19 protein-coding genes and 1 tRNA gene are annotated in these 26,473 nt (G+C 55.9%); 7 read left to right on the top strand and 13 right to left on the bottom strand.

Going from position 1 to position 26,473, the window contains the following annotated elements; all coding sequences use genetic code 11:
- Window positions 1–126: 126 nt before the first annotated feature.
- Window positions 127–1,719, bottom strand: coding sequence for an SPFH domain-containing protein (locus LOC70_RS14635; RefSeq protein ID WP_230254663.1), 1,593 nt, complete (start codon window positions 1,717–1,719; stop codon window positions 127–129).
- Entirely contained in the window at window positions 1,716–3,380 is a 1,665-nt protein-coding gene (locus LOC70_RS14630; RefSeq protein ID WP_230254661.1) for an SPFH domain-containing protein, read from the bottom strand. Before LOC70_RS14630 ends, LOC70_RS14635 begins: the two co-directional genes overlap by 4 nt.
- 822 nt (window positions 3,381–4,202) lie before the next feature.
- Here LOC70_RS14630 and rho point away from each other — a divergent pair.
- From rho to LOC70_RS14610, 4 genes are all read left to right on the top strand, one after another.
- Window positions 4,203–5,507 (top strand): transcription termination factor Rho, encoded by a 1,305-nt coding sequence (gene rho / locus LOC70_RS14625; protein ID WP_230254659.1) that lies wholly within the window; start codon window positions 4,203–4,205, stop codon window positions 5,505–5,507.
- A 52-nt stretch (window positions 5,508–5,559) separates the two neighbouring features.
- Window positions 5,560–5,642, top strand: a tRNA-Ser gene (locus tag LOC70_RS14620).
- 117 nt (window positions 5,643–5,759) lie between these two features.
- Complete coding sequence (locus LOC70_RS14615; RefSeq protein WP_255716117.1) at window positions 5,760–7,178, top strand: L-serine ammonia-lyase; 1,419 nt, start codon at window positions 5,760–5,762, stop codon at window positions 7,176–7,178.
- A 235-nt stretch (window positions 7,179–7,413) separates the two neighbouring features.
- Entirely contained in the window at window positions 7,414–8,529 is a 1,116-nt protein-coding gene (locus LOC70_RS14610; RefSeq protein ID WP_230254657.1) for a Gfo/Idh/MocA family protein, read from the top strand.
- Window positions 8,530–8,609: 80 nt separating this feature from the next.
- On the opposite strand, the gene LOC70_RS14605 is transcribed toward LOC70_RS14610, so the two are convergent.
- The 4 genes from LOC70_RS14605 to LOC70_RS14590 all read right to left on the bottom strand — a co-directional run bounded on the left by LOC70_RS14605 (window position 8,610) and on the right by LOC70_RS14590 (window position 15,001).
- The gene (locus LOC70_RS14605) at window positions 8,610–9,473 is read right to left on the bottom strand and encodes an endonuclease/exonuclease/phosphatase family protein (protein WP_230254655.1); all 864 of its coding nucleotides are present in this window, start codon (window positions 9,471–9,473) and stop codon (window positions 8,610–8,612) included.
- 63 nt (window positions 9,474–9,536) lie between these two features.
- The gene (locus tag LOC70_RS14600; RefSeq protein WP_230254653.1) at window positions 9,537–11,168 is read right to left on the bottom strand and encodes a ribulokinase; all 1,632 of its coding nucleotides are present in this window, start codon (window positions 11,166–11,168) and stop codon (window positions 9,537–9,539) included.
- Between the two features lie 60 nt (window positions 11,169–11,228).
- The gene (locus LOC70_RS14595; RefSeq protein WP_230256152.1) at window positions 11,229–13,517 is read right to left on the bottom strand and encodes an FG-GAP repeat domain-containing protein; all 2,289 of its coding nucleotides are present in this window, start codon (window positions 13,515–13,517) and stop codon (window positions 11,229–11,231) included.
- A 125-nt stretch (window positions 13,518–13,642) separates the two neighbouring features.
- Entirely contained in the window at window positions 13,643–15,001 is a 1,359-nt protein-coding gene (locus tag LOC70_RS14590) for a DUF3748 domain-containing protein (protein ID WP_230254651.1), read from the bottom strand.
- A 155-nt stretch (window positions 15,002–15,156) separates the two neighbouring features.
- On the opposite strand from LOC70_RS14590, the gene LOC70_RS14585 reads away from it, so the two are divergent.
- Window positions 15,157–15,852 carry a GntR family transcriptional regulator gene (locus LOC70_RS14585; protein ID WP_230254649.1) on the top strand — a complete coding sequence of 232 codons (696 nt, stop codon included), beginning with the start codon at window positions 15,157–15,159 and terminating at the stop codon, window positions 15,850–15,852.
- On the opposite strand, the gene LOC70_RS14580 is transcribed toward LOC70_RS14585, so the two are convergent.
- The 4 genes from LOC70_RS14580 to LOC70_RS14565 form a co-directional block, all read right to left on the bottom strand.
- A complete protein-coding gene (locus tag LOC70_RS14580) occupies window positions 15,819–17,435 on the bottom strand; it encodes a sodium:solute symporter (protein WP_230254647.1) in 1,617 nt (538 codons plus the stop codon). The two genes, LOC70_RS14585 and LOC70_RS14580, sit on opposite strands and share 34 nt — an antisense overlap.
- A gap of 8 nt (window positions 17,436–17,443) precedes the next feature.
- Window positions 17,444–18,403 carry a dihydrodipicolinate synthase family protein gene (locus LOC70_RS14575; protein ID WP_230256151.1) on the bottom strand — a complete coding sequence of 320 codons (960 nt, stop codon included), beginning with the start codon at window positions 18,401–18,403 and terminating at the stop codon, window positions 17,444–17,446.
- A 222-nt stretch (window positions 18,404–18,625) separates the two neighbouring features.
- The gene (locus LOC70_RS14570) at window positions 18,626–19,996 is read right to left on the bottom strand and encodes a Gfo/Idh/MocA family protein (protein WP_230254645.1); all 1,371 of its coding nucleotides are present in this window, start codon (window positions 19,994–19,996) and stop codon (window positions 18,626–18,628) included.
- 104 nt (window positions 19,997–20,100) lie between these two features.
- A complete protein-coding gene (locus tag LOC70_RS14565) occupies window positions 20,101–21,039 on the bottom strand; it encodes a hypothetical protein (protein ID WP_230254643.1) in 939 nt (312 codons plus the stop codon).
- Between the two features lie 144 nt (window positions 21,040–21,183).
- On the opposite strand from LOC70_RS14565, the gene LOC70_RS14560 reads away from it, so the two are divergent.
- Entirely contained in the window at window positions 21,184–21,678 is a 495-nt protein-coding gene (locus LOC70_RS14560) for a 6-pyruvoyl trahydropterin synthase family protein (protein WP_230254641.1), read from the top strand.
- A gap of 21 nt (window positions 21,679–21,699) precedes the next feature.
- Here LOC70_RS14560 and LOC70_RS14555 read toward each other — a convergent pair whose 3' ends face one another.
- Window positions 21,700–22,722, bottom strand: coding sequence for a DUF502 domain-containing protein (locus LOC70_RS14555; RefSeq protein ID WP_230254639.1), 1,023 nt, complete (start codon window positions 22,720–22,722; stop codon window positions 21,700–21,702).
- 245 nt (window positions 22,723–22,967) lie between these two features.
- The gene (locus LOC70_RS14550) at window positions 22,968–23,807 is read right to left on the bottom strand and encodes a ComF family protein (RefSeq protein WP_230254638.1); all 840 of its coding nucleotides are present in this window, start codon (window positions 23,805–23,807) and stop codon (window positions 22,968–22,970) included.
- Between the two features lie 857 nt (window positions 23,808–24,664).
- Between LOC70_RS14550 and LOC70_RS14545 the strand changes: the two genes are divergently transcribed.
- Window positions 24,665–25,438 (top strand): RNA polymerase sigma factor, encoded by a 774-nt coding sequence (locus LOC70_RS14545; RefSeq protein ID WP_306796897.1) that lies wholly within the window; start codon window positions 24,665–24,667, stop codon window positions 25,436–25,438.
- Between the two features lie 26 nt (window positions 25,439–25,464).
- Here the strand turns inward: LOC70_RS14545 and LOC70_RS14540 are convergent, their stop codons facing one another.
- Window positions 25,465–26,436, bottom strand: a complete 972-nt coding sequence (locus tag LOC70_RS14540) for an alpha/beta hydrolase (RefSeq protein WP_230254634.1) — start codon at window positions 26,434–26,436, stop codon at window positions 25,465–25,467.
- Between the last annotated feature and the right edge of the window lie 37 nt (window positions 26,437–26,473).

The raw sequence follows: 26,473 nt of genomic DNA, 5'->3' as shown, positions 1-26,473 counted from the left end.
CGAGAGATCGTTCCCGGCATCGACGGAAACAGCCACCCGCAGCGATGCGGATGGCTGTTGAGATCTTTTGAATTACACCAGGAAGACGGAGCGACCGTCCGGAGATGCCGACCAACCCGAATCAGGTCATTTCGATGTGGGTTTCACCGGCAGAGTCGGCTGGATGTTGTTCAGATCCGTCCACAAGGTGCCTTCGCCCGCGTAGAACATTTTCAGGTCCAACGAAGTCGGCAACTGCTCGGCAAATTCCCATTTGTTGTAGGCCGTCGGTGAACCAAACGCCTGAACAGCCAAACGGAACTTGTCCGCCGTCGCTTCCGCGGACATCTGCTTTGACTCGGCGGTGGCACGCCCCAGCAAGACTGAACGCTGAGCTTCCAACTCCGCCGTTTCGCGATCGATCTGGGCGACCAGCCGTTCCGTTTCCGCCGCGATCTCTTTGGCCTCCTTCTCGCCTTCCGCCAGGACACCCGCTCGCAGACGTTCAGTTTCCACTTGGACGCGTTCCGCTTCCAAGTCGACCTTGCGTTCCGCTTCACGCAAATCAGCTTCGATCCTCGCCGTCTTGGTTTCCTCATCGCGCGTTAGCTTCAGCTCGTCACTGACATAGCCTCGCTGGATTGGTTCACGAACGTTCTTGGGGATGTAGATGTGCCGAACCAACCCGTACAGCATCGAGATCTTCTTATCGGCCAAAACCTTCATGAAGTCGTCGCTAACATCGGTTTGGAACTGCTCTCGCGTCTCTCCAATCAACAGCTCGATGGCTCCCATCTTCGATCCATTGTTGCGACAAATGCTTTCGCTTTGCGGCTCGATGACTTTTTGTTCGACGGCCTCCAAGTTTCCAAAGACGCGAACGATCTGGGCGGCGTTCTCAGGCATCACGCCCCAAATCGCTGAAAAGTCCAGTTGGATGTCAAAGCCATCGTTGCTCGGAAAATTGATTCCGGTGTCCTGGATTGCCAACGGCTCACCATGTTCATCGTGCAAGGAATTCCCCTGTGCATCGACTTGTTGACTGACCGCGATGCTCGATTCGTTGAACCCAACATTGATCACGTCGATTTGCTGCTCGCTCGGATTGATCGGATACAACCCTGGCTGCAAAACCTTGGACTGAACGCCCTTGACCAACCCGGCCTCGGCGTTGTTCGTTTGCAAAGTGACCACGCCGACATGTCCCGTTGGAATTTCCACCCAACCACTTCGCTTCTCTTGGTTGCCGAATTTCTTCACTTCCCGTTTGACGATTTTGAATTCAAAGGCATATGGATTGGCACGGTAGCGACCGGGTCCAAATACCTTTCGCAAAATGCCACGGTGGATGGCCTGGTTTTCACCGTCCAAGTCGCCTTCGACCAAAAACTCACCTTGCGGCAAGCTGTCACCCACTTTGCAAGTCACCACGCCAATTTCACCTGGCAAGATCACCACGTCGGGGACAACGTTTCGCTGCCAATAAATTGGGTTGTAAAAATGCCGCCCAGGTCCCTTCATCTTCGCTCGCACACCAACCTGGCCTTCGGCGGCCAGTCGGTTGGGAGCGGCTTCGGGGGCGGTCAAAACCAAAGGCCCTTTGTATCGAAGTTGCAAACTATGTCCCTCGGGAACATAAACGCGACAAACGAACCACAGAAACGCGATGTACAAACCGCCCAGGATCCACAGACCACTGAACGCCAAACCAATCCAAGATTTATGACGACGAAGGTTCATTCGGTTTCTCCTGAATTGGTTTGGTTGTTGGCTTTGCTGGCATTTTGCGTGACATCCGCGGCCTTGTCGTTCGCACCACCACTGAATTCCGTGAAGATGTTCATCAACGAACTGTCCGCGGTATTGACCATCATCTGTCGGTAACTCGGAGCCAACTTGCGAAGCATCACCCAGCGGGCGTATTCGTCACCGTTGCCGTTGTAGGCTTCCACCGACTTGGCCCATCCAGCGGCCTCGGCTTCGTTCTCAAACCCGATCACTTCGGCTTCGGCTTTCCCTTGAGCCAAGATGGCTTCGGATTGGTCTTTCGCGGCGGCCAGCTCGACCTCAGCGACCTTCTTGCGTTGCTCGGCTTCAATGACAGCCACTTCTTGTTGTCGCATGGCCTCCGTCGTGAGTTTGATGACTTCGCGATCGACTTCGACCAACGCTTCTTTGCGTTTGACCATTTCCTGTTCGATCTTCAGTTGCTGTTCACTGGCTTGCTGTTCAATTTCTTTCACGTATTGCTGAGCTTGCTGAGTCGCAATTTGTCGATCTCGCACGGGAGATGCGATTTGCTGGGGCGGCGAGATTCGAGTGACCAGTGCCTGGATGATCTCAATGCCCTGACGCTGGCAAGTTTCTCCCAACGTCTGCTGAAAGTCTTCTTGGAAAGCGAGCCGTTTGTCGCCCAAGATGAAATCGCGACCGGAGTTGTCACTGCCTCGCAGACGACAGAAGGAACGAGCATTAGGAAGGATGATCTTCTCAATGATCTCCTCCTCGACTCGGGCATCCAAACCATTGTCGTTGCCAGAATCGTTGTAGGTCACGAACACCTCGGCAGCACGCTCAGGGTCCACTCGAAATTCGATACGACCATCCAAACGAACCCAGAATCCATCGCGACTGGGGAACCCCATCTCTCCACCCGTCGACAGATTGAAACGTTGGCTTCGGCAATCAACCAGATTCACACGTTGGACGTAGGGGTTGATGTAATAGACACCGGGATCGAGGGTTTTCTTTTGGACCCCACGTCGTCCTTCTTCCACGATCAATTGATTGGGATCGTCGGCCAGCGGTGCTGACAACAGCGTGACGACGCCTTTGAAACCGGCTGGGATCACGATCGGCTCGTGAAGCTCCACCAGTTCAACATAGTTATCTCGATAGGTGGGAACAGGTTTACCGGCTTCGTACACGATCGCGTTCAAACCGTGACGACCAGGACGCAACACCTCCGCGGCGATGCCTTTTTGCCGGTTGTCGTAGGCAATCAGATTGCCGTAATCGAGATCGTCACCATGCAATCGGATGCGAACCCCAAGTCGGTTCTCGGGAATCTCAACCTGTTGAACGATGTCCCATTCCCAGTTCCATGGGTTGTAGAAGTACCGGCCTTCGGTCAGCACCTTTTCTTGGAGCCCCTTGTAGTTCCCGAATTCGGATTCGGGCACCACTTCCATGTCGTTCTCAATCTCCGCACCGGTTTTCTTCAGCAGCACCGCGATGTGGCCGCTGGGAACTTCGATGCGGCAAAACATGTAGAACCAAAACACCGCGAGCAAACCGCCGCAGACCAGCACTAGTCCGGCCGTTCCGATCAGCCCCTGACGAAGCAGACGCTTCAGCGCCGGAGAATCCAGGGGGGAATTCTGTTTTGAGGAAGAACTCATCAAAAAACTCGATACAACGTGAACAAATGGCCAATCACATAGCCCAGGCAGTCAAAAGTTAGCACGCCGGGCGCGCCAGCCGAGGAAAACGAGTCAAAAAGACTCCACCTGCGAACTTTTGAAGTGCTGGCGAATTCGCCTGGACGGCCCTGGCAGCCCATTCCCGGCCGTGTGGCGGTTCGACTTGCCAAGTCACCCCAGAGTGAAACTCCCTTGACAAGCGACGAAGAGGGCCTATAGTTCGCTACAAAGTTGGGTGGTTCAGCCCCTGAAAAAGCGTTCGCAAAGGAGCTTTTTCAACACTGCATCCCCTTCATCTGGCCCCCCAATGAATCATGTGGTGCGAGGCCGGTTTCTTTTCAGTTGCGGTAACATTCGCTCTCGAAAGAAGCCCTCGTACGAGTCGATTTAGCAGATCATTTGAACATTGGGTCGCCACTCCGCATGACGGGCAGGGGTTGGATTGGACAAATTCGTCGAATCCGTTTGCCTCGCCAAATTTGTGTTTATCAAGGCGTACCAAGGGTTCGCCCCACGGGAATCTCCCCACGGCAAGGAATTGCCTGTCGCATTGAGTTCGACTCAAACGCAGTTTGACTCACAAGCAATGTCCAACGGTCGCGTTGTTGGTGTTACCGCAACCTTCGACGCATAAGGCCTCGTATTTCAAACGCGGTTACTCTTGATTGGTTGCCGAAGCGAGTTGGTGCTTGGATGCCTTCCTGGGCTCAGTCCCAGAGGACGGATCGATTGAATCCTTCCCGGCGAACAAACCCAATTGATCCCCGCGTGGATTCTGGTGAACGGCAACAGGAATAACAGATGGCGAAGAAAAAACGTGCCCCGCGTGGTCGAGGTGGTTTTGGTTCCCAAAATGGCGGTCAAGGCCAAGGTGGTGGCGGGGGCAAATCACGCTCCCGTCGTCGACGCCGTGGAGGCGGTGGCGGTGGCAACGGCGGCAACAATGGGGAACCAGCGGATTTCGTCAGTGATGCACCGCTGGAAGAGTGGGATGGCATCCTGGAACTGCACCCCAACGGCTACGGTTTTCTTCGAAGCCCGAAAAACAATTACTCCCGCGAACGCACCGATCCATTCGTTCCCGGAACGATGATCGAGAAATTCGGGCTGCGACAAGGCCTGATGCTCAAGACCATGGTGCAACAGGCCAAACGCCAACAAGGACCTCGCGTTCGCGAAATCCTTGACGTCGACGGCATGTCTCCGGAATCTTTCGCAGACGTCAGCAACTTCGATGAACTGACCCCGATCAACCCTGAAGAGTCACTCAAACTTGAACACGGAAAGCTACCGCTGACCAACCGTGTAATCGATCTGCTGGCTCCTTTGGGCAAAGGCCAACGTGCCCTGATCGTCGCTCCGCCTCGCAGCGGCAAAACGATCATGCTTCAGCACATCGCGGAAGGCATTTCCACGAACCATCCCGAACTGACGATGATGGTGCTGCTGATCGACGAACGCCCGGAAGAAGTCACCGACATGCGTCGCAGCATTCGCGGCGGTGAGGTGATCGCCAGCAGTCTCGACATGGACATCGAAAGCCATGTCCGACTCAGTCAACTGGTCATCGATCGAGCCAAGCGTTTGGCCGAAATGGGACAAGACGTCTTTTTGATGCTGGACTCGATCACGCGTCTGGCTCGTGCCTTCAACAAATGGGTTGGCAAGTCAGGACGCGGCGGAGCGACCGGGACCGGTGGTTTGGACATCCGAGCCATGGACGTTCCGAAGAAACTCTTCGCGACCGCGCGTGCGTTCCAAGAAGGCGGCTCGCTGACCATCGTCGGCACCTGTTTGGTCGACACCAATTCGCGAATGGACGATGCCATTTTCCAAGAGTTCAAAGGAACGGGAAACATGGAAGTCGTTCTTGATCGCCGCTTGGCCGATCGTCGCGTCTATCCCGCCATCGACATCTCGCAATCCGGCACACGCCGCGAAGAACTTTTGCTGGATGAAGAAACCTACGAAACCGTATCGATGCTGCGTCGCACACTCAGCGAAATGCACCCAGTCGATGCAATGGAACAATTGACCAAACAACTCGGTCGATTTGATGATAACGAAGGCTTCCTCAAACTGATCTCCGGTGCCAAACTGGCTTGATCAGGCACGGTTGCCAAAAACGAGCGGATCAACGACACTGCTGAACCGCTTCGGAGGATAAGCGAATTGGTGAGCGGCCTCACTGGAACTGAGGTACCCCGTAAGGGGCTGCGGGTTCGAGTCCCGTGTCCTCCGCTAAGCAAAAAGCCCTGTCAGAACACCAGTTTTGACGGGGCTTTTTTTGTGAGATGATGAGGGCCCCCACACCGTCGCCTCACCATTCTCTTCCCATGCAACCGTCGCTCTTCGCCCATGATGACCTCGGCAGGTGTGTCTCCGCCTCTCGGCCCTTTCTTCGGCGTCTTTGATCTGTTCAAAGTCGGCATTGGCCCGTCCAGCTCTCACTCGGTGGGGCCGATGCGCGCCGCGGAGTCTTTCCTGAAAACGCTGAAATCGCTCCACCAGCTTGAACACGTCCGCCGCGTTCAAGTCGATCTCTACAATTCATTGGCCCTGACGGGTCTTGGGCACCAAACCGACGTGGCGTTGCTAATGGGATTGTGCGGTGAAGTCCCAGACCAAATCGACACCGAAACCATTCCGACCAAACTCCAATCCATTCGCGAGTCGCAAACATTGCCGCTTGGTGGCACCACGCCCATTGCATTCGATGAGTCCACCGACCTGATCTTTCACCGGCGAACGGACCGGAATCTGCATCCCAACACGATGCGTTTCTCGGCGTTTCTAAAAAGCGACTCTCGGTCCGCTTCGCTCGAACAAACCTATCTTTCGATCGGTGGTGGCTTTGTCGTCCAAGAAGGTGAAGCTCCTTCCCAGGACTCGCCACAGATGGACAACGTCCCGTACCCGTTCACCTCTGCCAGCGAACTTCTGGAACACTGCGATCAACACGGCCTCGCGATTCACGAAGTCGCGTTGCAGAACGAGGTGAGCTTTCGAAGCGAACAAGAAATCCATGATGGCCTTCAACACATTTGGCAAGTGATGCAGGAGTGCGTTGACAAAGGCTGCCACACCGAAGGAACGCTACCAGGCGGACTGGACGTGAAACGGCGCGCTCCCAACTTGTTCCGCAAACTCACCGAACGAGGAACGCCAACCGATCACGATCCTCTTTGCCTGCTGGATTGGGTTGATCTCTTTGCGTTGGCCGTGAACGAAGAAAACGCGGCGGGTGGAAGAGTCGTCACGGCTCCGACGAATGGAGCCGCTGGCATCATCCCGGCCGTTCTTCATTACCTGGTCCGCTTCTGCCCGGATGTGAACGACACCACCGTCCATCGCTTCTTACTCACCGCTTCGGTGATTGGCTCACTCTACAAACGCAACGCCTCAATCTCCGGCGCAGAAGTTGGTTGCCAAGGCGAGGTCGGTGTGGCTTGTTCGATGGCTGCCGGTGCGTTGACGGAAGCTCTCGGCGGCACACCCCATCAAGCCGAAGAAGCCGCCGAGATTGGCATGGAACACAACCTTGGACTCACCTGCGATCCCATCAAGGGGCTGGTCCAAGTGCCTTGCATTGAACGCAACGCAATGGGAGCCGTCAAAGCAATCAATGCCAGTCGGCTCGCGATGGGCAGCGACGGCAAACACTTCGTCTCGCTCGACCGAGTGATACGCGTGATGAAACGCACCGGTGCGGACATGTCAGCCCGATACAAGGAAACCTCTCGCGGCGGATTGGCGGTGAACATCAGTGAGTGCTGACGACTTCGTTGCACAGTCTGCATGCGACTCATGACACTCACGCCACGATGCCTCACCCGTGAGCGGCAAACGCTGTTTCTATTTCGATAGGTGCGAGCCCGAGCGTGCAGGCCGAGCCCGTGAAATAACACAACCCGGCTTCTGTTTTCCTCGTGGCTTCCGCGCAACGGGCCTTTATACTGACGGGCCAATCCAACCCCATGAGTAGATTCGACGGCAAAGGAAAACCCTTTCGATGAGTGATGGCAAAGTAAAGATGGCGATGGTCGGCCTGGGATTCGGGTCGGAGTTCATTTCGATCTACCAAGCTCACCCGGACGCGGAAGTCGTCGCCATTTGCCGACGAAACGAAGCGGAACTCAACAAAACAGGTGATCAGTTCGGAATTGAACGCCGGTACACCGAATACGATCAGGTCTTGGCGGATCCCGAGGTGCAGTGCGTGCACATCAACAGTCCCATCGCCGATCACGCTTGGATGTCACTGAAAGCCCTCGACGCGGGCAAGCACGTGATGTGCACCGTTCCGATGGCCACCACCATCGAAGAATGCCAGCAGATTTGCGAGAAAGTGAAGGAAACCGGGCTGAAATACATGATGGCGGAAACCGTGGTCTACAGCCGCGAATTTTTGTTCATCAAAGACATGTACGAAAAGGGTGAGCTTGGAAAAATCCAGCATCTGGCGGCTTCGCACCCGCAAGACATGGACGGCTGGCCGAGCTACTGGGAAGAGATGATTCCCATGCACTACGCGACTCACGTCGTCAGCCCTTGCCTCGGTTTGACCAACGCTTTGGCTGAATCCGTGAGCTGCTTTGGGTCTGGCACCGTTCGTGATGACATCGCGAAAAAGTCGGGCAGCAAGTTTGCCGTTGAAAGCTGCCACATCAAATTGAAGGACAGCGACATCACGGCTCACATCTGGCGATTCTTGTTCGACGTGGCTCGTCAATACCGCGAAAGCTTTGACGTCTACGGCACCAAACGCAGTTTTGAGTGGACTCTGATTGAAGACGAGCCACACGTGCTGCACACCGCAAAGAAACCAGAGAACGAGATTCCAGAGAAGATCGAAATCCCGGACTTCGCTCACTTGCTCCCAGAACCGATTCGTCGCTTCACGTTGCCCGCCGAAATTCACGACGCCGAACACTTGTCGTTCGTTCAAGGCGGCGGCCACGGCGGATCGCACCCACACATGGTGCACGAATTCGTGACGGCGGTGAAAGAAGATCGCGATCCGTGGCCCAACGCTCCGACAGCAGCCAACTGGACCTGCACCGGCTTGTGTGCACACGAATCAGCGTTGAAGGGCGGCGAGCTGGTCCGATTGCCCGACTTCAGCTGATCACTGCAGCAACTTCCCGAAACACCAAAGCCCGCTTCAATCGAGCGGGCTTATTTTTTTGTGGCGAGTCGCAGTCGATTTCATTTCCAACCAACATGAATCACCACCGGCAGGTGATCACTTGCAAAACGCCCTGCCTCGGTTTTCGGGTCCAACACCCGATACCGCTGCACCACAATTTGGTCACTGACCAACATGTGATCGATACGACGATCCGCTTGAATCGCTTTGAATCCGTTCCAAGTGCCGGTCGGTCCTTCCGGATCAGTCACCGAAACTTCCCGAGCGTCGCTCAACGCAACTTCGCTGCCTGATTGCAGCGCCCGAAGCGGAGCCGAATCGGGGTTGGCATTGAAGTCGCCCATCACAATCGTTGGACGGCCTTGAGCCCGCTGGCCCACCTCCTTCGCAATCAATCGGCCCGACTCTTCGCGAGCCTTCGATCCGCGGTGATCAAAGTGCGAATTGATGACCAAGAACTCTTTGCGATCCACTTTGCGTCGCAACACCATCCAGGTCATCGTTCGTGGTAGCGCTGCATCCCACCCCTTCGACCCAGCCTCCGTCGGCGTATCCGACAACCAAAGCGTTCCGTGGTCCATTGCCTCGAACAGGGCGTGTCGATATCCGACAGGAGCAAACTCGCCGCCTTCCTTGCCATCATCCCGACCCAATCCGTACCAACTCCAATCCGGCGTCGCAGCTTGCACGTCGCGAAGTTGCTCGGCCGTCACTTCCTGCAAGCCAACAACATCCGCGATCTCGATCGTTTCGGCGACCTTCGACCGACGCACGGACCAAAGATCTTCGCGGTCGTGAGTATTGAGATACCGCACGTTGTAAGTCATCGCGATGAAAGAATCGTCCGCCGCAACCGGCTTGGTGAAGACAGTGATCATTGCGACCAACGTCAACAGACAATTAGTGAGTGCTTGGTTCTTCATGGGTGATTCCTCAATGGTTCAACATCAAAACGTTGGGTCGCGAACTTATCAAATGCGTTTCATTCAGATTTGATTTTCGGAGACAGCCTTGGCCAGTCTTCGATAGCGTTGGTATAGCTCATGGTACGCCTGGACACGTTCCGGACGAGGCAACACCAGGTCACGCTTTGCTTCTGGCACAGCAGCCATCGACCGAGCGGCATCGGCAATGTTCGTGAATCCGGTCACTTCGCTTCCGGCGGCCACCATCCCAAGCACCGCTGCGCCGACGGCCGGTCCCTGCGTCGATGGATGGATCTCGATAGGCATGCCAAGGACATCTGCGTAAACCTCAACGAAAGCTCGATTGTGGTGCGGCAATCCGCCGGTGGCGATGAGTTGGTCGACCGCAACTCCTTCACCGGCATCATTCGATTCCCCACCGTTTCGCAACAGCTCGATGATCCAGCGGACACCAAACGCGGACGCTTCCATCATTGCCAAATACAAATGCGCCGGCCCATGATTCATGCCCAATCCGGTGAATGCACCGCGAACATTTCCATCCATCAGCGGCGTTCGACATCCGTTGAGCCAATCCAGACAGGTCACGCCGTCCGCACCGGGCGGCAACTGCAAGGCATCATCCGCAAGCTGATCAAACGAATCGAGGTTCAGCAATTTGAGCAACCAAGCGAAGGAATCTCCCACCGCCGCCTGTCCCGTTTCATAGCCATACAATCCGGGAAGAATTCCTCCGTTCACGACACCAGCGACTCCGGGGATATCGACCATGTTGGTTGCATTCAACATGTGACAACTGCTAGTGCCCAACACCATCACCAAGGTTCCGGTTTCCGCCGCGCCGACACCGGGAACTCCCGAGTGAGCATCGATGATTGCCGTCGAAACCGGAATGCCCTCTGGTAAGCCCAACTTTGACGCCATTGCCTGGCAAAGGTTGCCCGCGCGTTCACCGGGCGACCGCATCTGGCCGGGCATCCGATTCGCGACCGCTTCGGCCAATCGAGGGTGCACCGCGGCGAGATATTCCTGCGATGGGTAGCCTTCGTCCGCCGACCACATCGCCTTGTAGCCTGCTTGGCAGGTGGAACGTGTGAGCGAAGCCGCCTCGACGCCGACCAGTTGCCAAACGAACCAATCGCCCGCTTCCAACCAAACGTCGGTGGCTTCGGCCACGTCGGGATCCGTTTCGATCGTCTCCAACATCTTCGGAAAGAACCATTCCAAACCAATGGTTCCACCGTATCGCGTTAAGAATGATTCGCCCCGCTCTCGAGCCAGCTCCGTCATGCGTTCGGCTTGCGTCAGTGCACCGTGATGCTTCCATAACTTGGGCCACGCCATCGGACGAGCCTGAAATTCATCCAGTTCGCAAAGCGGCGTCCCGTCGATCTTGGTCGGCAACATTGTGCAACTGGTGAAATCGACACCGACGCCCACCACTTCTTCCGGCGTGATCCCCGCCGATTCCACCGCGTCTCGGGTCGCGACAGAAGCGGATTCCAACCAGTCCGCCGGGCATTGCAACGCGGTTCGAGGAGGCAAGGTTTCTTTTCCACCCGGCAAACACTCTAAGATTTGCCCGTGTCGAAACGCGTCGACCTTCGAAGCGAGTTCGTTCCCTTCGGCGTCAACCAAAATGGCACGAACGGACTCCGTTCCAAAGTCCAATCCAAGAGCGATGCGAGACATACCAACTTTCACTTCAATGACAGCAATCGAGAAACAATCCTGACTTCCAACGCAACCTGCTCACTCAGGTTGTCGGAAGGTTCGCCCACGATCGTAACTGACCATCGTGACCTCACGTTTTTCATAATCCATCGCAACGTTGAACTGCAAAACAATTTCATCGTCTTTGCTTTCGCTGCTGAACCTCACGTCGAAATAGGCGACCGACGATCGACTGGGTGCTCCCCACAGGACAGTGATCGGACCGGACCATTTCATGCCATCGTGATATCGGTACCGAATCAAATCGGGCTTCCCAGAATCGCCACGGCGTTCAATCCACGCCGCAATGTTCCCGCGCGACGAACGATAGGTCATCGCATCCGCTGGAATTGGTTCTTGCGGGTCCACCTTGGCCGGCTTCGCTCGATCAAACCGGACGTTTCCGGCCAACTGATCCGGCTCGAACGAAATGCAGTCGTCGTGGTGAATGTGATAGATCCGTCCATTCTCACTTCCAACAATCAAATCCAACTTGCCGTCTCGATTGAAATCGCAAACGGCTGGGCTGGCGGTGTGCCCGGCCACGTTTCGACGAGCCAGATTGCCGATGCGTTTGAGAACAACATGTTCGTCTTGATCCGCCACATTGCGATACCAGGTGACATTCTCGGAGTTGATCAACACGTCGGTGCGTCCATCATTGTCCCAATCCGCAACGGCAACCTTCACTCGCCCCGATCGTCCCGCGGTGCCGGATGTCAATCGAATGGGATAGCCGTCTTCATCGACGAAGATTCGTTCGGCTTTCCCAAATGATCGACGCAGCGTCAGATAACCTTCTTGGTCCATCAGCACCAAATCCAAACTACCGTCCTCATCAAAATCCAGTGCGACAGGCGTCGTTCGCCACTGAGTCAACGAACCGTGGGTGGACGGTTTCCATTCGTACCATGCCGGCGGTGATTCGATGGGACTGGAGGAAAGGTCTTGCTCGACAAGGGTCCCTGAGTCGTTTCGAAGAACACCAACCTCTGAAAGGATGGAGTTGTAAACAATGTCGTCGTCTCCATCCCCATCGACATCTGCCAAACTCAAGGTGGTGTAGCCCCATTTGGCTTCGCAAGGCCCTTGGATGGACCCATTGTCGCCAGCCAAAACTCGGAAGGGCTCCGTTGATCCGTCTTGCTTGCGGACCTCCAGCAGAACGGGCGCCGCCCACTTCGGCAAACCATTTTCACCGTCACCAAGATTTTCAAACCATCCAATGTTCCCGGCGGTGTTGCCACAAACGATGTCGTCATCTCCGTCCTGATCCCAATCAGAGATGTAAGGCGTTGCCAGTGCACCAAACTTCAGAGTGTCCGCCTGCTGTCGGAAGTAGCTTGGCTTGCGAAAGACCGGCTTTCCATCGCGAAGCTCGCCTGTGTTTTCGATCAACGCGACGCGTCCGTCTTCGTCCCCAACAATCAAGTCCGCGTCCCCGTCCTGATCCCAATCGATTGCGGTTGGGGTGATCATCTGCAAGTGCATCGTCAAACGTTGCCCTTCCTCGTCCAACAACACTTCGCCTTTGGCATAGTTTGGGTCTTTCCGAGTCCCGACGTTCTCGAAGTAGGTGAAGTAATCCAAAAAGTTCCCGACGATGATGTCCAAATCTTCGTCGCCGTCGAAGTCCACCAAGCTGGCACAGGGCCAACCATAAACATCGATTGGCTCTTCACCGCCGTTCAATTGTCGGGGAGCTTCGAACTTCGGTGATGCGTCATCGCCTGAATTGCGCATCAAGAACAGATAGCCATGCAGCGGCCCATTTTGCCATCGGCCTTGCTCGTCATAGGCGTGGTCCCATCCCAAATCGGACCAATCCCCTACCCCGGCAATCAAATCGTGATCGCCATCGCCGTCATAGTCGACGTACCGCCACATGTTGCCGCGAATCCGAGCCCCCGGTTCGTTCAGCGGTTTGGCCGGAGCGGCGATGTTTTGCGGCTCATCAAAATCAAACTTGCCGGTCGCTGGATTTTGCTCAAAGTACTTTCCGGGAATCACGACCCTTGTTCGGCCATTCACTTGGCTGGCCATCATGTTGTGAAATCCCCGGCCAATTCGCACGGGCGATTTGAAAACGGGTTTCTTCACTGAGGCATCTTGAGTCGGATTCTCGAACAGGTAAGTGCCGTTGGAAGGTTTGTCCGGGCAGCCAACAACCAGATCCAAGTCACCATCACCGTCATAGTCCATCGGCAACGGGTATGCCCACAAACCAACTCCCAGGTCAACTTCCAAACCTGGATGGTTGTATTCCAAAGGCACAAGTTTGGGTGAGTCTTCGCCGTGGACATCGGATGGTGACAAGCTCGACAACATCAAGGCCGCGAAGACCAATTTCTTCGTTGCAAAAAATCGGCAGAGGTTTTTCATCGTCATTTTCTCAAGTGGGGTATTCAGAGTATGTGCAGACGTTTTCTTCAACTTTGTTTTCCTGCAGTTGTTCATTCTCGGGCGACGACGTAAACCTGGTTCCACCAATCCTCGCCGTGTTTTGCAGCAGCACCAAAAGCCACCTTTTTTCCGTCAGGGCTGTACACCACCGCGAAGGGCAGAAACCTTTGGTCAGCGTCTTGCCTTGCCAAACAGCGACTGACGCCGCCATCCAAGGTCACTTCACACACTTCGTCGCCAATCACGCACGCGACAAACTGGCCACTGGGATGCACGGTGAACGCGGATGCCACTGATTCAGAACCGTATGTGATTTGCCGAAGGCTCCCGTTCGCGGTGGAAACACCACACAATTGGATCACACCCTCGTCATCTCGCATCAAGCAGAAAATTTCGGTGCCGTCCGGGCGACTACGTGGCCAATGCCGGACATCAGTTGCCAGTCCCGGATGCTTGCGATGCGTGGTTCGAGTCAAACGCCGCTGCATTGCACCCGCGGGAGGAAACGGACGTGTGCTCGCAGTGCCCGCCAGCGGCCCCTCCCCTTCCACCGTCAGATCGCCGGGCAGATCGACAAGATAAAGCTCCGGGATCCATTCACCTGAATCATCACCAGCCACATCACCAATGAACGCGAGGGCCTTGGACTGCCGCGTGCCAGAATAGTTCAGATAGCCATCGCTTCCGACCCACGCGTCTTCGTATGCCTTTGCAATTTGATCGGAACCCGGTGTCGGTTGGTCATGTGTTCGCGTCGCGACCACACTGAAGTGCGTCCCGTCATGATTCCTGGGATGGCTCTTTGGCACCACGACCGAAGGAGCAGGAATCGACACCCCAACGTTGCGTTGATTGGTTTGTGTATCGCCCGCCGAAGTGGCAAGCACGTGGTCTTCGTAGGTGAAGCTCACCCATTCGCCGCGTCCGTCCCATACATGAACGTGACTGCCCCCTCGCAACGCACCGGCGGTATACGGCGCCACGACATTTCGCGCATCAAGGTTGCTGGGCAAACCAGATTCGCCCGGCCGCATCACGACGCCGCGACGGTGATAAGCCGCATAAGACCATGCTTCCGTCGGATGTTCAGGTCCATGGATGAAGGCAATTCGGTTGTCTGTCGGACTTGCGGTGACCACGCCAACACAAGCGTTGTCTGACGAACGGTAAATGACCTCCACCTCACGAGTCCGCACATTCACGCGTTCGATTTGTGGACCATCGAAGACCGCTCCCAACGGGTCACTCCGCACGTCGTAGTAGATCCATTGCCCGTCATGTGACCAGACGTTCGTGTTGGTCAGGTGATGATGCAGCGGGCGACAAGTCAGTTCCTGCATCACGCGTCGCCTCGCTTGAATGGAAGCTGCGTCAACAGAAGAGGCTCGCGGCTCAGCATTTCCTGGCATCGATCGACCATTCGGCTGCGAGCAGCACTCAAAACAACCGCATCTATAGACACATAGGATCGGGATAACGACGCTGTTAGAATGTGGGGCTGGTTCGCGGTCCGCCGCGTTTCCCCCACACCCGTCTCATCCCTTCCCAACCAATTCTTGCGACAATGACTCCAGGTCGTCACCAAGTCGAAACGCATGCCAGTCGTGCCTACCAACACTTGCGTCAGAAATTGATCTCGGGCGAATTCAAGCCTGGAACGCGATTGCTGTATGGACCGATCGGAAAAGAAATTGGTGTCTCCGCGACCCCTGTTCGCGAGGCGGCCGGGCAGTTGGCGACCGAAGGCATGGTCGAGTTGGTGCCACAAATTGGTGCGGTTGTCCGATCGATCAACGAACCGGAAATCCAAGAACTCTACGAAGTTCGTAACCTGATCGAACCGTTTGCGTCCGCTCGGGCGTCCGAGCGTGCAACGTCGGAAGATATTCAACTGATTGCAAATGAATTCAACACCATGCGATCGTTGGTGGAGCAGGAAAAGAACTCTTCGTCGCCGGAAGAAACGCAGGAAATCGCCTACAAGTTCAACCAAGCCGATCACAACTTCCACTTGCGGGTGGTTGAAGCGACCGGCAACCACACCCTGGTTCGCACGTCGACCCAGTCCAATATCCTGACGCGGGTCTTTGGCATTTGGATGCACCGACAAGGTGCCGACGTGATGGAAAACACGTGCAACGAACACGAGAAGATCTTCACCGCGATCCAAAATGGCAATGCGGAAGCGGCTCATGAAGCGGCCTCGAATCATATTTTGAAAGGCCTTCAACTGTCGCTCCAATCGTTTCGCGAAGCCTGATTGCCGGTCCAACCGATCCGCACCAGCACCCATCCCAGCAAGATCATCAGACTTGGTCCCACGACGATGGTCAGAAACTGATGGAGCGGATTCGCAAAGTCCGTCCAATCGGCAGGCCAAACGGCCGTTTGAGAAATCGTCATCCAAGCGATCACGACCACGCCAGCGGCGAACACGGACACCGCCGGTGTCCCTCTCAACTTCGGATTGGTAATCCCGAGCAGGAACAGCCCAACGATCCCGGCGCCCAAAACGCCCGATAGCGTCCACCAAATATCCAGCGCGCTATCCGTCAGTCGGACCAACACCAAAGCCATGCCGGTGCCGAGTGCTCCCCAAACGATGGTTGACGCACGAAGCACCCAGATATGTTGCGCGTCCGTGGAATCCTGACGAAACAATCGCTTGTAGAAGTCGCTCATCACCAAAGTCGCCGATGAGTTCAGCGAGGTGGAGACGGTGCTCATCGCCGCCGCGAAGACCGCCGCGATCAAAAGACCTCGGATACCCTGTGGCAGTTGTGCTGCTATGAAATGAGGAAACACGCGGTCGCCCAACTTCTCATTGGTCAACTCAGCCTTGGCTTTCGACAATTGTTCGCCATAAGACGGATCATCAAGAAGTACTCCCGCCTGCATCAACTGTTGCTCGGCAACAATCGTTTTGACTTCGTTCAAGTCTTCGGGATGCCCCTGGTAGAAGGCAAACAGCGAGGATCCGATGAACAAGAACAACGCACTGACCGGCACATATAACAATGCTCCTAACCAAACACTCTTGGCGGCCTCGCGATCCGTTTTCGATGCGATGTAACGTTGCACGTAACTCTGATCCACGCCAAAGTTCCGGAGGTTGTCGAACAAACCAAACGCTAGAACAACCCAAACGGTCGACTCAGAGAATGTTCCAAACGAGGTGTCTCCTAGCGAAAATTTGTCAGCCTCGTTGGCAATGGCGATCACTTCGCCCGGACCTCCGGGCATTCCCATCAACAACACTGCCAGTGCCAACAACGCTCCCGCCAACAACACAATGGCTTGAATCGCGTCAGCCCAAATCACCGCGACAATCCCGCCAACAAACGAATACACCGTGACCACGACTCCGGTGCACACAATGACCAATCGGATGTCCCAGCCGAACAACACCGCCATGGGAAGTGCCATCAGGTACATCACCACGCCGATGCGTGCGACTTGATACAGCAAGTAGAAACCACTGGCAAAAAGCCTGGCCCACAAACCAAACCGACGCTCGAGCAGTGAATAAGCCGAAACCTCTCCGCTTTCTCGATACAGGGGCAGAAACCACCGAACAGCAATCGCCGCCGCGATGGGAATGGCCAAGGAATACATGAACGCATTCCAATTCGACACGAATGCTTTTCCGGGCAACGCCAGATAGCTGATGCTGCTCAGGTAGGTCGCGAAAATGGACAGACCACACAACCATCCCGGCAACGATCTGCCGCCCGCCGTGAAGTCATCGGCCGAACGGTTGCGAGCCCAGAAGTAGAACCCCAACGCCATGATGGCAACGAAGTAGGCGACCAAGACAAAGTAGTCCAGGCCGGTGAACGCCATCGCCGCGATCATAGAACCCCCAAGTCACGCAACACTTCCGCAACGCGTTCCCGCTCGGGTTCAAAGAAACGATGAAAGGGGTCCGCCGGCAAATCACTGCAAATACCAAGCAATGACGCGGCGCACTTGGTAGCCTTGATGTGCCGCGATGCGTATTTGCCCACGTCATACACGTCTTGGAATCGCCGTATCGCTTCGATCGCAACTTCCGTCTTTGCCTCGTCATTGTCGATCAAGCCTTGGTAGCAATCGACAAAGAACTTCGGCACCGCATTCGCGCCGCCGGCAACTCCGCCATCGCCACCCAGACGATGAGCTTCGGGCAGCATCGCCTCCGGCCCGATCAGGATGGACCAATCGTTGCGGACCTCTTCTCGCAATTTGCACAACTCGCCAAAGTAGTCCAAGTCGCCACTACTATCTTTCACACCCACAATGGAGTCGATGTCGGAAAGCTTGCGCAGTGTTTCGATCTCGAACCAAACTTTTGTCAATCCTGGCATGTTGTAGAGCATCAGCGGCAGCGGAATTTCTGGCGTGATTTTCTGGACGTAAGCCGTCAACTCCGTTTGTCCCGCCGGAAAGTAATACGGCGTCGTGAGCACCGCTGCATCAGCTCCGGCGTTGGCCGCATGTCGGGCCAAAGCCACGGACTCCACAAACGCGGTGTCAGTCACGCCAACCAATACCGGCACGCGTTGAGCGACCAACCGCGTGGTTTCCGTGATCAACTCACGACGCAGACGATAGCTCAAACTGGGAGCTTCACCGGTCGTTCCAAGAATGAAAACACCGGACACTCCCGCGTTGATCACATGATCAATCAGTCGTTCCAAACCCGCATGGTCCAGTTCGTCTCGCGCAGACAGTGGAGTGATTAGCGGCGGGACAATACCGCGCAAACGATTGCCATCTTGAAACAGAGTCGACGGACCGTCAGCGGCCGACGAGAAATCGGGAGCGTTCATCAAAGAAGGAGGGAGTTTGGGAGGGATGATGGTGGGAGGGGTGTCGACGCCACTGGACATCGACCTGTCGCCTGCATCGGTGAACATGACGACAGATCTATTTTCTGACGAGCCTTCTGCCAGTGACTTCAGCCGAAATTCCGTGATGGAAAGCTTCGGCTCTTCGTCCGCCACAGATCAAAAGCCGGTGTCGTGACGAGACTCTTTCGGTGCATGTGCCAATCAGGCTTTGGCCGTGGCAGCGGCGTCCACGGACCAACCTTCGCGGTAGTCCTTGCTCAACAAAGCCGTCGCGGCATCGTCGCCAACACAGACCATGTCACTTGCATTGAACTTCAATTCACGACCGCATTGGTGCGCCACAGTGCCAAGCAAAACGGTCTCTGTCAAAGGCCCTGAGTAATCGAACTGGCAAAGCGGTGTGCCTTGTCCTCGAATGGCTTGGATCCATTCTTGGTGATGTCCGATCGATTCAGCGATACGAGGTGCTGCGGGTTTGAAGTCAGCAAATTTCTCTTTGGGAAGCAACGTGTAGCTGCCATAAGTGGCGATCATCATTCCTTTATCGCCAACGAACAACACGCCGCTACCAGGGACCGAGATCCCTTCGAGTTCTTTTGGCGATCGATCACCGTCGTACCAAGTCAAATCAATTTCATCGTGGTGATCGGTCGCATCGAAGTGATAGCGAACTTTCAAACCTGTTGGACAATAGTCGTCCGATGGTGGTGCCCCGTCGGCGACGATGCTGGATGGCAAATGCAGTCCCAACGCCCAAAACGGCAGGTCAACATAGTGGCATCCCATGTCGCCCAACGTCCCAGCACCATAGGCTCGATAGCGACGCCACGACGCGGGGTGTAGACCGGGCGTGTAAGCGATTTTAGGTGCGGGGCCCAACCACAAATCCCAATCCACGTTGGAAGGTGCCTCGCCTTTTGGCGATGGAAGCTCCGTGGCTCCCCAACCTTTGCCGACCCACACATGAACGCGGGTCACATTTCCGATCACGCCGTCTTGAATCATCTCCACCACGCGGCGGTAGTTGCTGCCGGCGTGGATCTGAGTCCCCATTTGTGTCACGACGCCCGCCTCTTTCGCCGCCAAGCGAATCGCTCGCGCTTCGGCCACGGTGTGCGTCAATGGTTTCTCGCAGTAAACATGCAAGCCGCTTTCGATAGCACGAATGGTTGCCGGAGCGTGGTGGTGATCGGGGGTGCTGATCACAACGCCATCCAACTCGCCTTCTTCCCGAATCATTTCGCGGTAGTCGCGATACAGACGTGCTTTGGGAAACTGCTTCGACGCCGCTTGCAGATAGTTTTCATCAACGTCACACAACGCCGTCAAATTTTGCGACTTCACCCCGGCAACGTTGGACGCACCGCGGTTGGCAACACCGATGATCGCGAGGTTCAACGGTCGATCTGGGTCCGTGCTCTCGGCGGCGTTGCTGGTGGCGGGCTGCCACTGCGATGCAGCAGCCACGCCGAGTGTGGCTCCCGCCATTTGCATCCATCGCCGACGAGTGGTGCCAGACTGGACCGGCATTGGGCTGGCCGCGTTGAGGTGGGCGGATTGGGTGGGCTTCATCGGTGTTCCTCGAATTCGAGAGGTGTTGTGCGCTCCTGATGAACCCGAGATTGTAGTGAGTAATTTGAGCACCGGTGGGATCGGTCTCATCTTTCGCGACTCGCTCACCCCGAGAACATCTGCACACCTCGCGCAACCAACAGTGGCTCTTTGTCGTCCCAATCCACCCGACAGGGAGAGTTGGTTGCCACCTCATTTTGGCTGATTCCCAACGAAAGCCGCATGATTCGGTGGTGCTGTCTTTGGTCGTCAACAAACGGAACGCTGCGGTCCGCACTCTGCGGCAGCGCGATTTGTTCGTCGCGGTAGTAACGTGCGATCCGGTGCAACGTCACCACGCGCAGCCAATGCCATGGTTTCTCAACTCGAACGCAACGACGACACCACTCCCAATCGGCAAACCGCAGCAGTTCGTTTTCTTGAAATAAGAAACACCGAATGCACTCTTTGCGAACCACGTTTCGATCTTCGCAAGTCATGCAAAACAACCACACACGTCGGGGCATCGATGACGTGGCTAACCAGCCCGTCAAAATGCTGGCCGCGTCATTCAGAATCTCAAACCCCACGCGACCTTCGGTCGGAACGATGGGAGCGTCCAGCGTGGTTTGAGTCGCAAGTTTCCGCAACGTTTCCCTCGCGGATGGATTGTCATACGCATCATCGATCGTGCGTCGCGGTGCAACGTTGCGAAAAATTAACTGCACTACTTGGTCAGCGGATCCTTGTGAATTGGCAATTGACTCTCTCGATGCGGGTTCTTTCGTGGACGCGACGGACGTTGCATCGACGTCGTTATCAACCGGCAACAAGTAATGAGCTTGAAACAGCAGCTCATCGGAATCACCTCGACGCAGGCGATCCAGATACTTCAGTCGCTTGCGGAACAACACCCACCAACTGATTCCGATCCCCAACAACACTCCAGCCGCCTTGCCGACGACTTCGGGAATGACTCGCTGCCATTCCATCTCGACCAACCACTCCCACCATCCGTCCATCACTCGATGACTCGCTTTCAGCCCCACATATTCGATTGCCAATGGTCAGCAATCTACCATGGGACGCGTCGCAGGATTCACCACTTCGTTGGTTCCACCATCCAAGTCGGAATCAAACTGCTTTATCATCCAGCCACAACCGAACCGATCCACTTCAGCCACTTTCTCTGAACAACTCGACTTCCTATGTCCGCCACTTTTCGCGTTGATGTCACCAAAGAACAGTTCGTTTTCTCCGCCGCACACTTCATCACTTTCGCGGGCGATATTTGCGAGCGGATTCACGGACACAACTATGGCGTGAGGGTCAGCGTTGAAGGCCCGCTTGACGAAAACCGATATGTCGTCGACTTCATCGCACTTCGCGACGCGGTGTTGAAAGAGACGCAGCGTTTGGATCATCACGTGATCCTGCCCAGTGATCACGCGGAGATCATTGTCACTCAAGACGAAACCGAAACCACGTGCCGGTTTCGCGAACGACGCTGGGTGTTCCCCAACGAAGACTGCATTCTATTGCCAGTCATCAACACCACTGCCGAAGAGATCGCTCGCGTGATCGCCGAGACCGTGCGCGAACAGACCCAGGAGCAATTTGGCGACGCATTGAACTGGATTGAAGTGGCGGTCGATGAAAACTGCGGCCAATGGGGAGTTTGCCGACTGCCTTGGAAGGCCTGAGCGACCCGGTGACCTCGCCCGTCAATTGCTGGTCGAGGTGGCACCTTCAGAAGCGACCGAATCGCCAATCGCGGGAACAATGATCTGTTTCGCAGATTGGCCCGCCGCCAAGTCGTAGCGTTGCTGCATTGGAACCACGACACCGCAACTGACGATGAACTGCAACGCTTCATCAATGGTGAGATTCAGGTCGATCGCCTCACTGCGACGCACCGTGACCGTGAACCCCGTCATCGGCATCGGGCTGGTGGGCATCAACACGCTCAAGGTCGGTTCGCCGGCGGCTTCCGAGATCTCTCGCATGCTATTGCCGGTTACAAATCCCAGCGACCAAATGCCATCGCGAGGGTACTGAATCGCAACGACTCGGTTGAATTCGATCTGGCGATCGTCGAATGCAAAGTCAGTGATTTGCTTCACGCTTCCGTAAACCTTGTTGACGATCGGAATGCGCAGGATTGCCGCGTCAAACGTGGTCACAAACCAACGGCCGATTCCTCCGGTGAACAATCGCCCGAGGAAATACAGCAGCATGAAAAACAGGATCAAAAAGACCGGCACCACCACCGATCGCGGCATGTATTGCAGTTGCACGAACCGGTCCCAGTACGCATTCGCACTGTTGGGCGGCACAGCCGATGGACCAAACGCGTCAATCTCCGAATCCACACGTTGGACCACATATCCCGGTAAATAGCGTCGACCGGTTGGATCGGGAACGTATGACAACCCCTTGTAGGTGAAACCTCGCTGCTGACCGCCCCCGACGGATCCTTCCGGAGCGTCGTTCATGATCGCGCCTTCTGGCGGACGGTCGTACGTCTCACTGACCGCGGGAATCAACACAAACCGGCGGATTCCATTTTCCACCGGCAGCAGCACATAGTTTTCGATCGCATTCCACGCCCAGATCAATACCACGATCGTCAACAGTGGAGGCAGAACGACTCCCAACCCACGCACGACGGCGCGGCGGGCTCCACCTTTGTGCTGAGCAGGGACTTCGATTTGATCTTCAGAAGAAGTGTCGGTCGATTCTGTCATCGTGCGGGAAAACCGGATGAGATTATCGGAGTGGCAATTGCTCGCCAAAGGAGCTTCCGTTTGCGAAGAAGAGAAGCCATCGTGAAAAGGGACGTTGTTTCCGCCGCCACGTCCAACCGCCCGACAAACTTTACCAAGTAATGCCGGGCGACAAACCCGCAAACTCGTCCCAACCGCGCCAATCTGCGGGGAACGTCATTCATCGAGAGAGCCTACGGCGGCCGAGGCACTTTGGTGCGTCCAAATCAGTGCGGATCCCGGATCGCACGGGCAATGACGAGACAATCGACGTTTGCCGCACCCGCATCGAGCAACACCCGAGAGATTTCATCGGCGGTCGCTCCGGTTGTCATCACATCATCGACCAAAAGAAAATCACGGCCTCGAACACGTTCTTTCCAACTGGTTCGCACGCGAAATGCGTCTCGCACGTTCGCCCGCCGCGCCTCATCGTCCAACCAAGCCTGTTTCTTCATCGAACGCGTGGTCTTCAATACCGATCCACATCGAAAATTCATTTCGCCCGCAAACCGATTGGCCAAAGCTCCGGTTCCCACACCCCCGCGTCGAAATTGACGCCAAAACGGACTGGGGACGTGCGTTACGATGGGTTCCGTCAATTCGGACAGCTTCGTTTCAGTCGCCTCCACCGCGTGAGCCTCCCCATTTGCAGCGACCTGTTCGCGGAACCGAATTGCTAATCGCACGGCGAGCTCCCTCGTGATGGCGGAGTTCCGTGGATACTTCGCCGCGATGATGGCTTGTCGAACCACGTCGTGATACCGGTAAACGGCGGTCACGGAACGAAAGGCATAGGCTCGCTTTCGCCGGCTGCAACCGGGACAAGAAAGCTCGGCCGCCGTTTCTGGCAATGGCCACCCACACTGGACGCAGGCCGACCGCATCATCGGAGCCGATTGGACCAGCGACGTTTCGCAGCGTCGGCAAAACGACGCCGACCGAGAATCAGTCTTCCCAACGGAACCGGGGCCGGACTCCGTCGCCGACAAGTCGCCGCATAGAACACAAATGGGCGGAAAAACCAGCGGAGCCAGCAATTCGCCAGCGTTTTTCAGGCGTTCCATCAAAAAACGAGTGCTTTTCACAAAATAACTTTGTGCTGCCGCGAACCTTCTGCTGAAATAAGTCTCTAACCAGTCAGCGATCCACCACCCCGCAAGGGCGGGGACGTTGCATCGACACCCCGGCATGGGTCATGATTTCCCTGGCCGGACCGTGTGATTGTAACGAATTCCGGTGTTCTCGCTTTCCGTTTTTGAGCTCCATCACCGCCCGAGAAGATCGGCGCAGGGAGGATTCGATGCGTAACATTATCTCGACTCAACTTGTTGTCCGCATTTCCCACGTCGTGGTTGATGTGCGCGTCAATGTTGCCGAGACACTGCGCGGCGTCCTCCATACCTGCACCCAGATGTGGGAGGGCCCCGGCTATCCGGGGTCCCACGTGCCGGAGCCTCTGTTTGCAGTGCCTCATGCCAAAGCGGCGAAGGCAGCCAGTTTTGCGGCCAGTAAACCCTGGCGGGTTTTATGTGCCGCGGACCAAACGTGTCACAGATCTATGCGATAAGGCACCAGCCTTTTCCTCGCATCGAACTGAAGCACACCGCGAAAACTCGTTGGCACGGTCTTTCGTTGACCTTTGCTGATTGAGTTGTCGTTTGCCGCCCATCGCCTTTCGCGTCGGCAGCGCCCTGATTGGTTTGGAACATCGCCTGCATCGAAAAGACAACGGTTCGCCGTTGGGTTGGTTCGGATCATCGATCCATCCGCCACTCGATCGCTCGCTCCCACTTTGTTCCCAACCGAACCGGAATCGCTGACCCACGGATTGGACGGTCGGGCTTTCCAACTGGTTTGAAACAATTCAACAGGTGGTCGCCGGACTCACCTGCCAAGGAAAGCATCCCGGAACACCGGGAGGATGGACACCATGAAGATCAGCCCTGATTTCACCCCCAACAACTCAACTCCTAACACGAACTGCACCAAGAACGGAAATGCCATCGTTCGCAATTCGGTCGGTGCGTCCAACACCGGTCCAACGGTTGCTCAATTGGTCATCGCGGCGCAAGGTGGAGACCAACTTGCGTTCGGTGATCTGTTCGAACGCTACCGTCCCGTGATCGTGGCGTTGGCGATCAGCCGAGTGCGCAACGTGCACGAAGCCGAAGAATTGACCCAAGACGTTTTCATCCAAGCGATGCAAAAACTGGATCAACTTCGCGTGCCGGAAGCCTTCGGTGGATGGTTGCGTCAGATCGTTCACCGCATGGCGATCAATCGATTCAGCCGTCAACGTTCCGCGACCGCTTGCGATCCGGAAACGTTGGAGGCGACTTGCATCGATGACACCACGCCTGAAAACGTGGCTCAAGATCGCGAACAAGCGGCGGCGGTTCGCAACGGGATCGAGCGTTTGGGAATCCTGGATCGCCAAACCCTGCGTGCGTTTTACCTCGACGGCCAATCGCTGATTGAGATGAGCGACGCATTTGACGCTCCAGTCGGAACGATCAAGCGACGTCTGCACACCGCGCGTCGTCGTTTGGCAGAAACCCTGCAAGATGAGATGGCAGAGGGGGATTCGGCGGATGCCAATCCAGTCGAATCTCCCGCCGTCTTGCCCATGGCCTCGGCCCGCAAGCGAAACGATGACTCCCTCGGCGATTCCCCGCTGATCGCGCAAGCGGTCTGATTCGGCGATGGGAAATCAAACTCGACTCAACGAAAATTCGCGGCGTGGAAACGCATGATTTCCAGGCCGCTTTTTTCGTACACCTTCGCTCCCGAATGAGGCACATCGGGAACGATCACCCGATCATACGCAATGCCGAGGCTTTGCAAGAAATCCATGTACGCCAAGTTGTTTTCGTAATTGAACCCCTTGGTGCCCACATAGATCATCAACTTCAGATCATGCGATCGCGACTTGGCGTACTGACGAGCCAAGTCCCACGTGTTGTCGCCTTCCGCGAATTTCAACTTCTCAGATTCGCGTCCACCCGACTCGCTGATTTTTCGCTCGGTTTCATACCCACCTCCGCCCGCCGCCGCGCTGCTGAACAATTCCGGATACCGCAGTGCCAAACGCATGGTGCCGCGACCGCCCTGTGAAAAACCTTCGATCCCTCGATGGTCGCGATCCGCGAGAGTTCGATAGGTTGCATCGATGTGCGGGATCAGTTCGTGCACGAATACGTCAGCGCCCTGCTTGGCCGGTTCTCCCGGCATGTTGTAATGACTCACCGGCCCACCGTTGACGAACACGTAAATCATCTCGGCCACCTGACCTGACTTCATCGCTTCGTGGATCATCGGAACCAACGCCAGTGATTTGGTTTCGCTGCCGGGGCGGCCGCCATGCAGGTAGTAGACAACCGGAAAACGTCGCTCCGACTCCGATTCGTAATTGGGCGGCAACAAAATCGCGTAGCCGACCTCACGCTTCATCGACGGACTTTCGAATGTCGCGTGTTGAAGCGATGGATGTTGCCGATTCTTGGGAATCGAATTCACCCATGCGAACGGAGGCTGCTTCTTCTTGGCCTTCTTGCGATTGGGCTGCCTGCGAATGGACTCTGCATCCGTCTGCGAAACATCGACGGACTGCGGCGATGGTTTGGGTACTTCATTCGCAAACCCGAAAACCGGATACAACCAACAGGCAACTGCGACAGCCAGCAAAACACGCATGCGGATTCTTTCTCAGGTGGGAGATGGAGGTGGGGGT

The sequence above is a fragment of the Rhodopirellula halodulae genome, assembly GCF_020966775.1.
Taxonomy (GTDB): domain Bacteria; phylum Planctomycetota; class Planctomycetia; order Pirellulales; family Pirellulaceae; genus Rhodopirellula; species Rhodopirellula halodulae.
The sequence above is the reverse complement of the archived record's forward strand: the minus strand, read 5'-3'. Positions and strand labels throughout refer to the sequence as shown.

Coding starts and splice junctions, on each gene's coding strand:
- LOC70_RS14635 (WP_230254663.1), bottom strand. CDS start 1,719: ATGAACCTTCGTCGTCATAAATCTTGGATTGGTTTGGCGTTCAGTGGT.
- LOC70_RS14630 (WP_230254661.1), bottom strand. CDS start 3,380: ATGAGTTCTTCCTCAAAACAGAATTCCCCCCTGGATTCTCCGGCGCTG.
- rho (WP_230254659.1), top strand. CDS start 4,203: ATGGCGAAGAAAAAACGTGCCCCGCGTGGTCGAGGTGGTTTTGGTTCC.
- LOC70_RS14615 (WP_255716117.1), top strand. CDS start 5,760: ATGATGACCTCGGCAGGTGTGTCTCCGCCTCTCGGCCCTTTCTTCGGC.
- LOC70_RS14610 (WP_230254657.1), top strand. CDS start 7,414: ATGAGTGATGGCAAAGTAAAGATGGCGATGGTCGGCCTGGGATTCGGG.
- LOC70_RS14605 (WP_230254655.1), bottom strand. CDS start 9,473: ATGAAGAACCAAGCACTCACTAATTGTCTGTTGACGTTGGTCGCAATG.
- LOC70_RS14600 (WP_230254653.1), bottom strand. CDS start 11,168: ATGTCTCGCATCGCTCTTGGATTGGACTTTGGAACGGAGTCCGTTCGT.
- LOC70_RS14595 (WP_230256152.1), bottom strand. CDS start 13,517: ATGTTGTCGAGCTTGTCACCATCCGATGTCCACGGCGAAGACTCACCC.
- LOC70_RS14590 (WP_230254651.1), bottom strand. CDS start 15,001: ATGCCAGGAAATGCTGAGCCGCGAGCCTCTTCTGTTGACGCAGCTTCC.
- LOC70_RS14585 (WP_230254649.1), top strand. CDS start 15,157: ATGACTCCAGGTCGTCACCAAGTCGAAACGCATGCCAGTCGTGCCTAC.
- LOC70_RS14580 (WP_230254647.1), bottom strand. CDS start 17,435: ATGGCGTTCACCGGCCTGGACTACTTTGTCTTGGTCGCCTACTTCGTT.
- LOC70_RS14575 (WP_230256151.1), bottom strand. CDS start 18,403: ATGAACGCTCCCGATTTCTCGTCGGCCGCTGACGGTCCGTCGACTCTG.
- LOC70_RS14570 (WP_230254645.1), bottom strand. CDS start 19,996: ATGAAGCCCACCCAATCCGCCCACCTCAACGCGGCCAGCCCAATGCCG.
- LOC70_RS14560 (WP_230254641.1), top strand. CDS start 21,184: ATGTCCGCCACTTTTCGCGTTGATGTCACCAAAGAACAGTTCGTTTTC.
- LOC70_RS14555 (WP_230254639.1), bottom strand. CDS start 22,722: ATGACAGAATCGACCGACACTTCTTCTGAAGATCAAATCGAAGTCCCT.
- LOC70_RS14550 (WP_230254638.1), bottom strand. CDS start 23,807: ATGGAACGCCTGAAAAACGCTGGCGAATTGCTGGCTCCGCTGGTTTTT.
- LOC70_RS14545 (WP_306796897.1), top strand. CDS start 24,665: ATGGACACCATGAAGATCAGCCCTGATTTCACCCCCAACAACTCAACT.
- LOC70_RS14540 (WP_230254634.1), bottom strand. CDS start 26,436: ATGCGTGTTTTGCTGGCTGTCGCAGTTGCCTGTTGGTTGTATCCGGTT.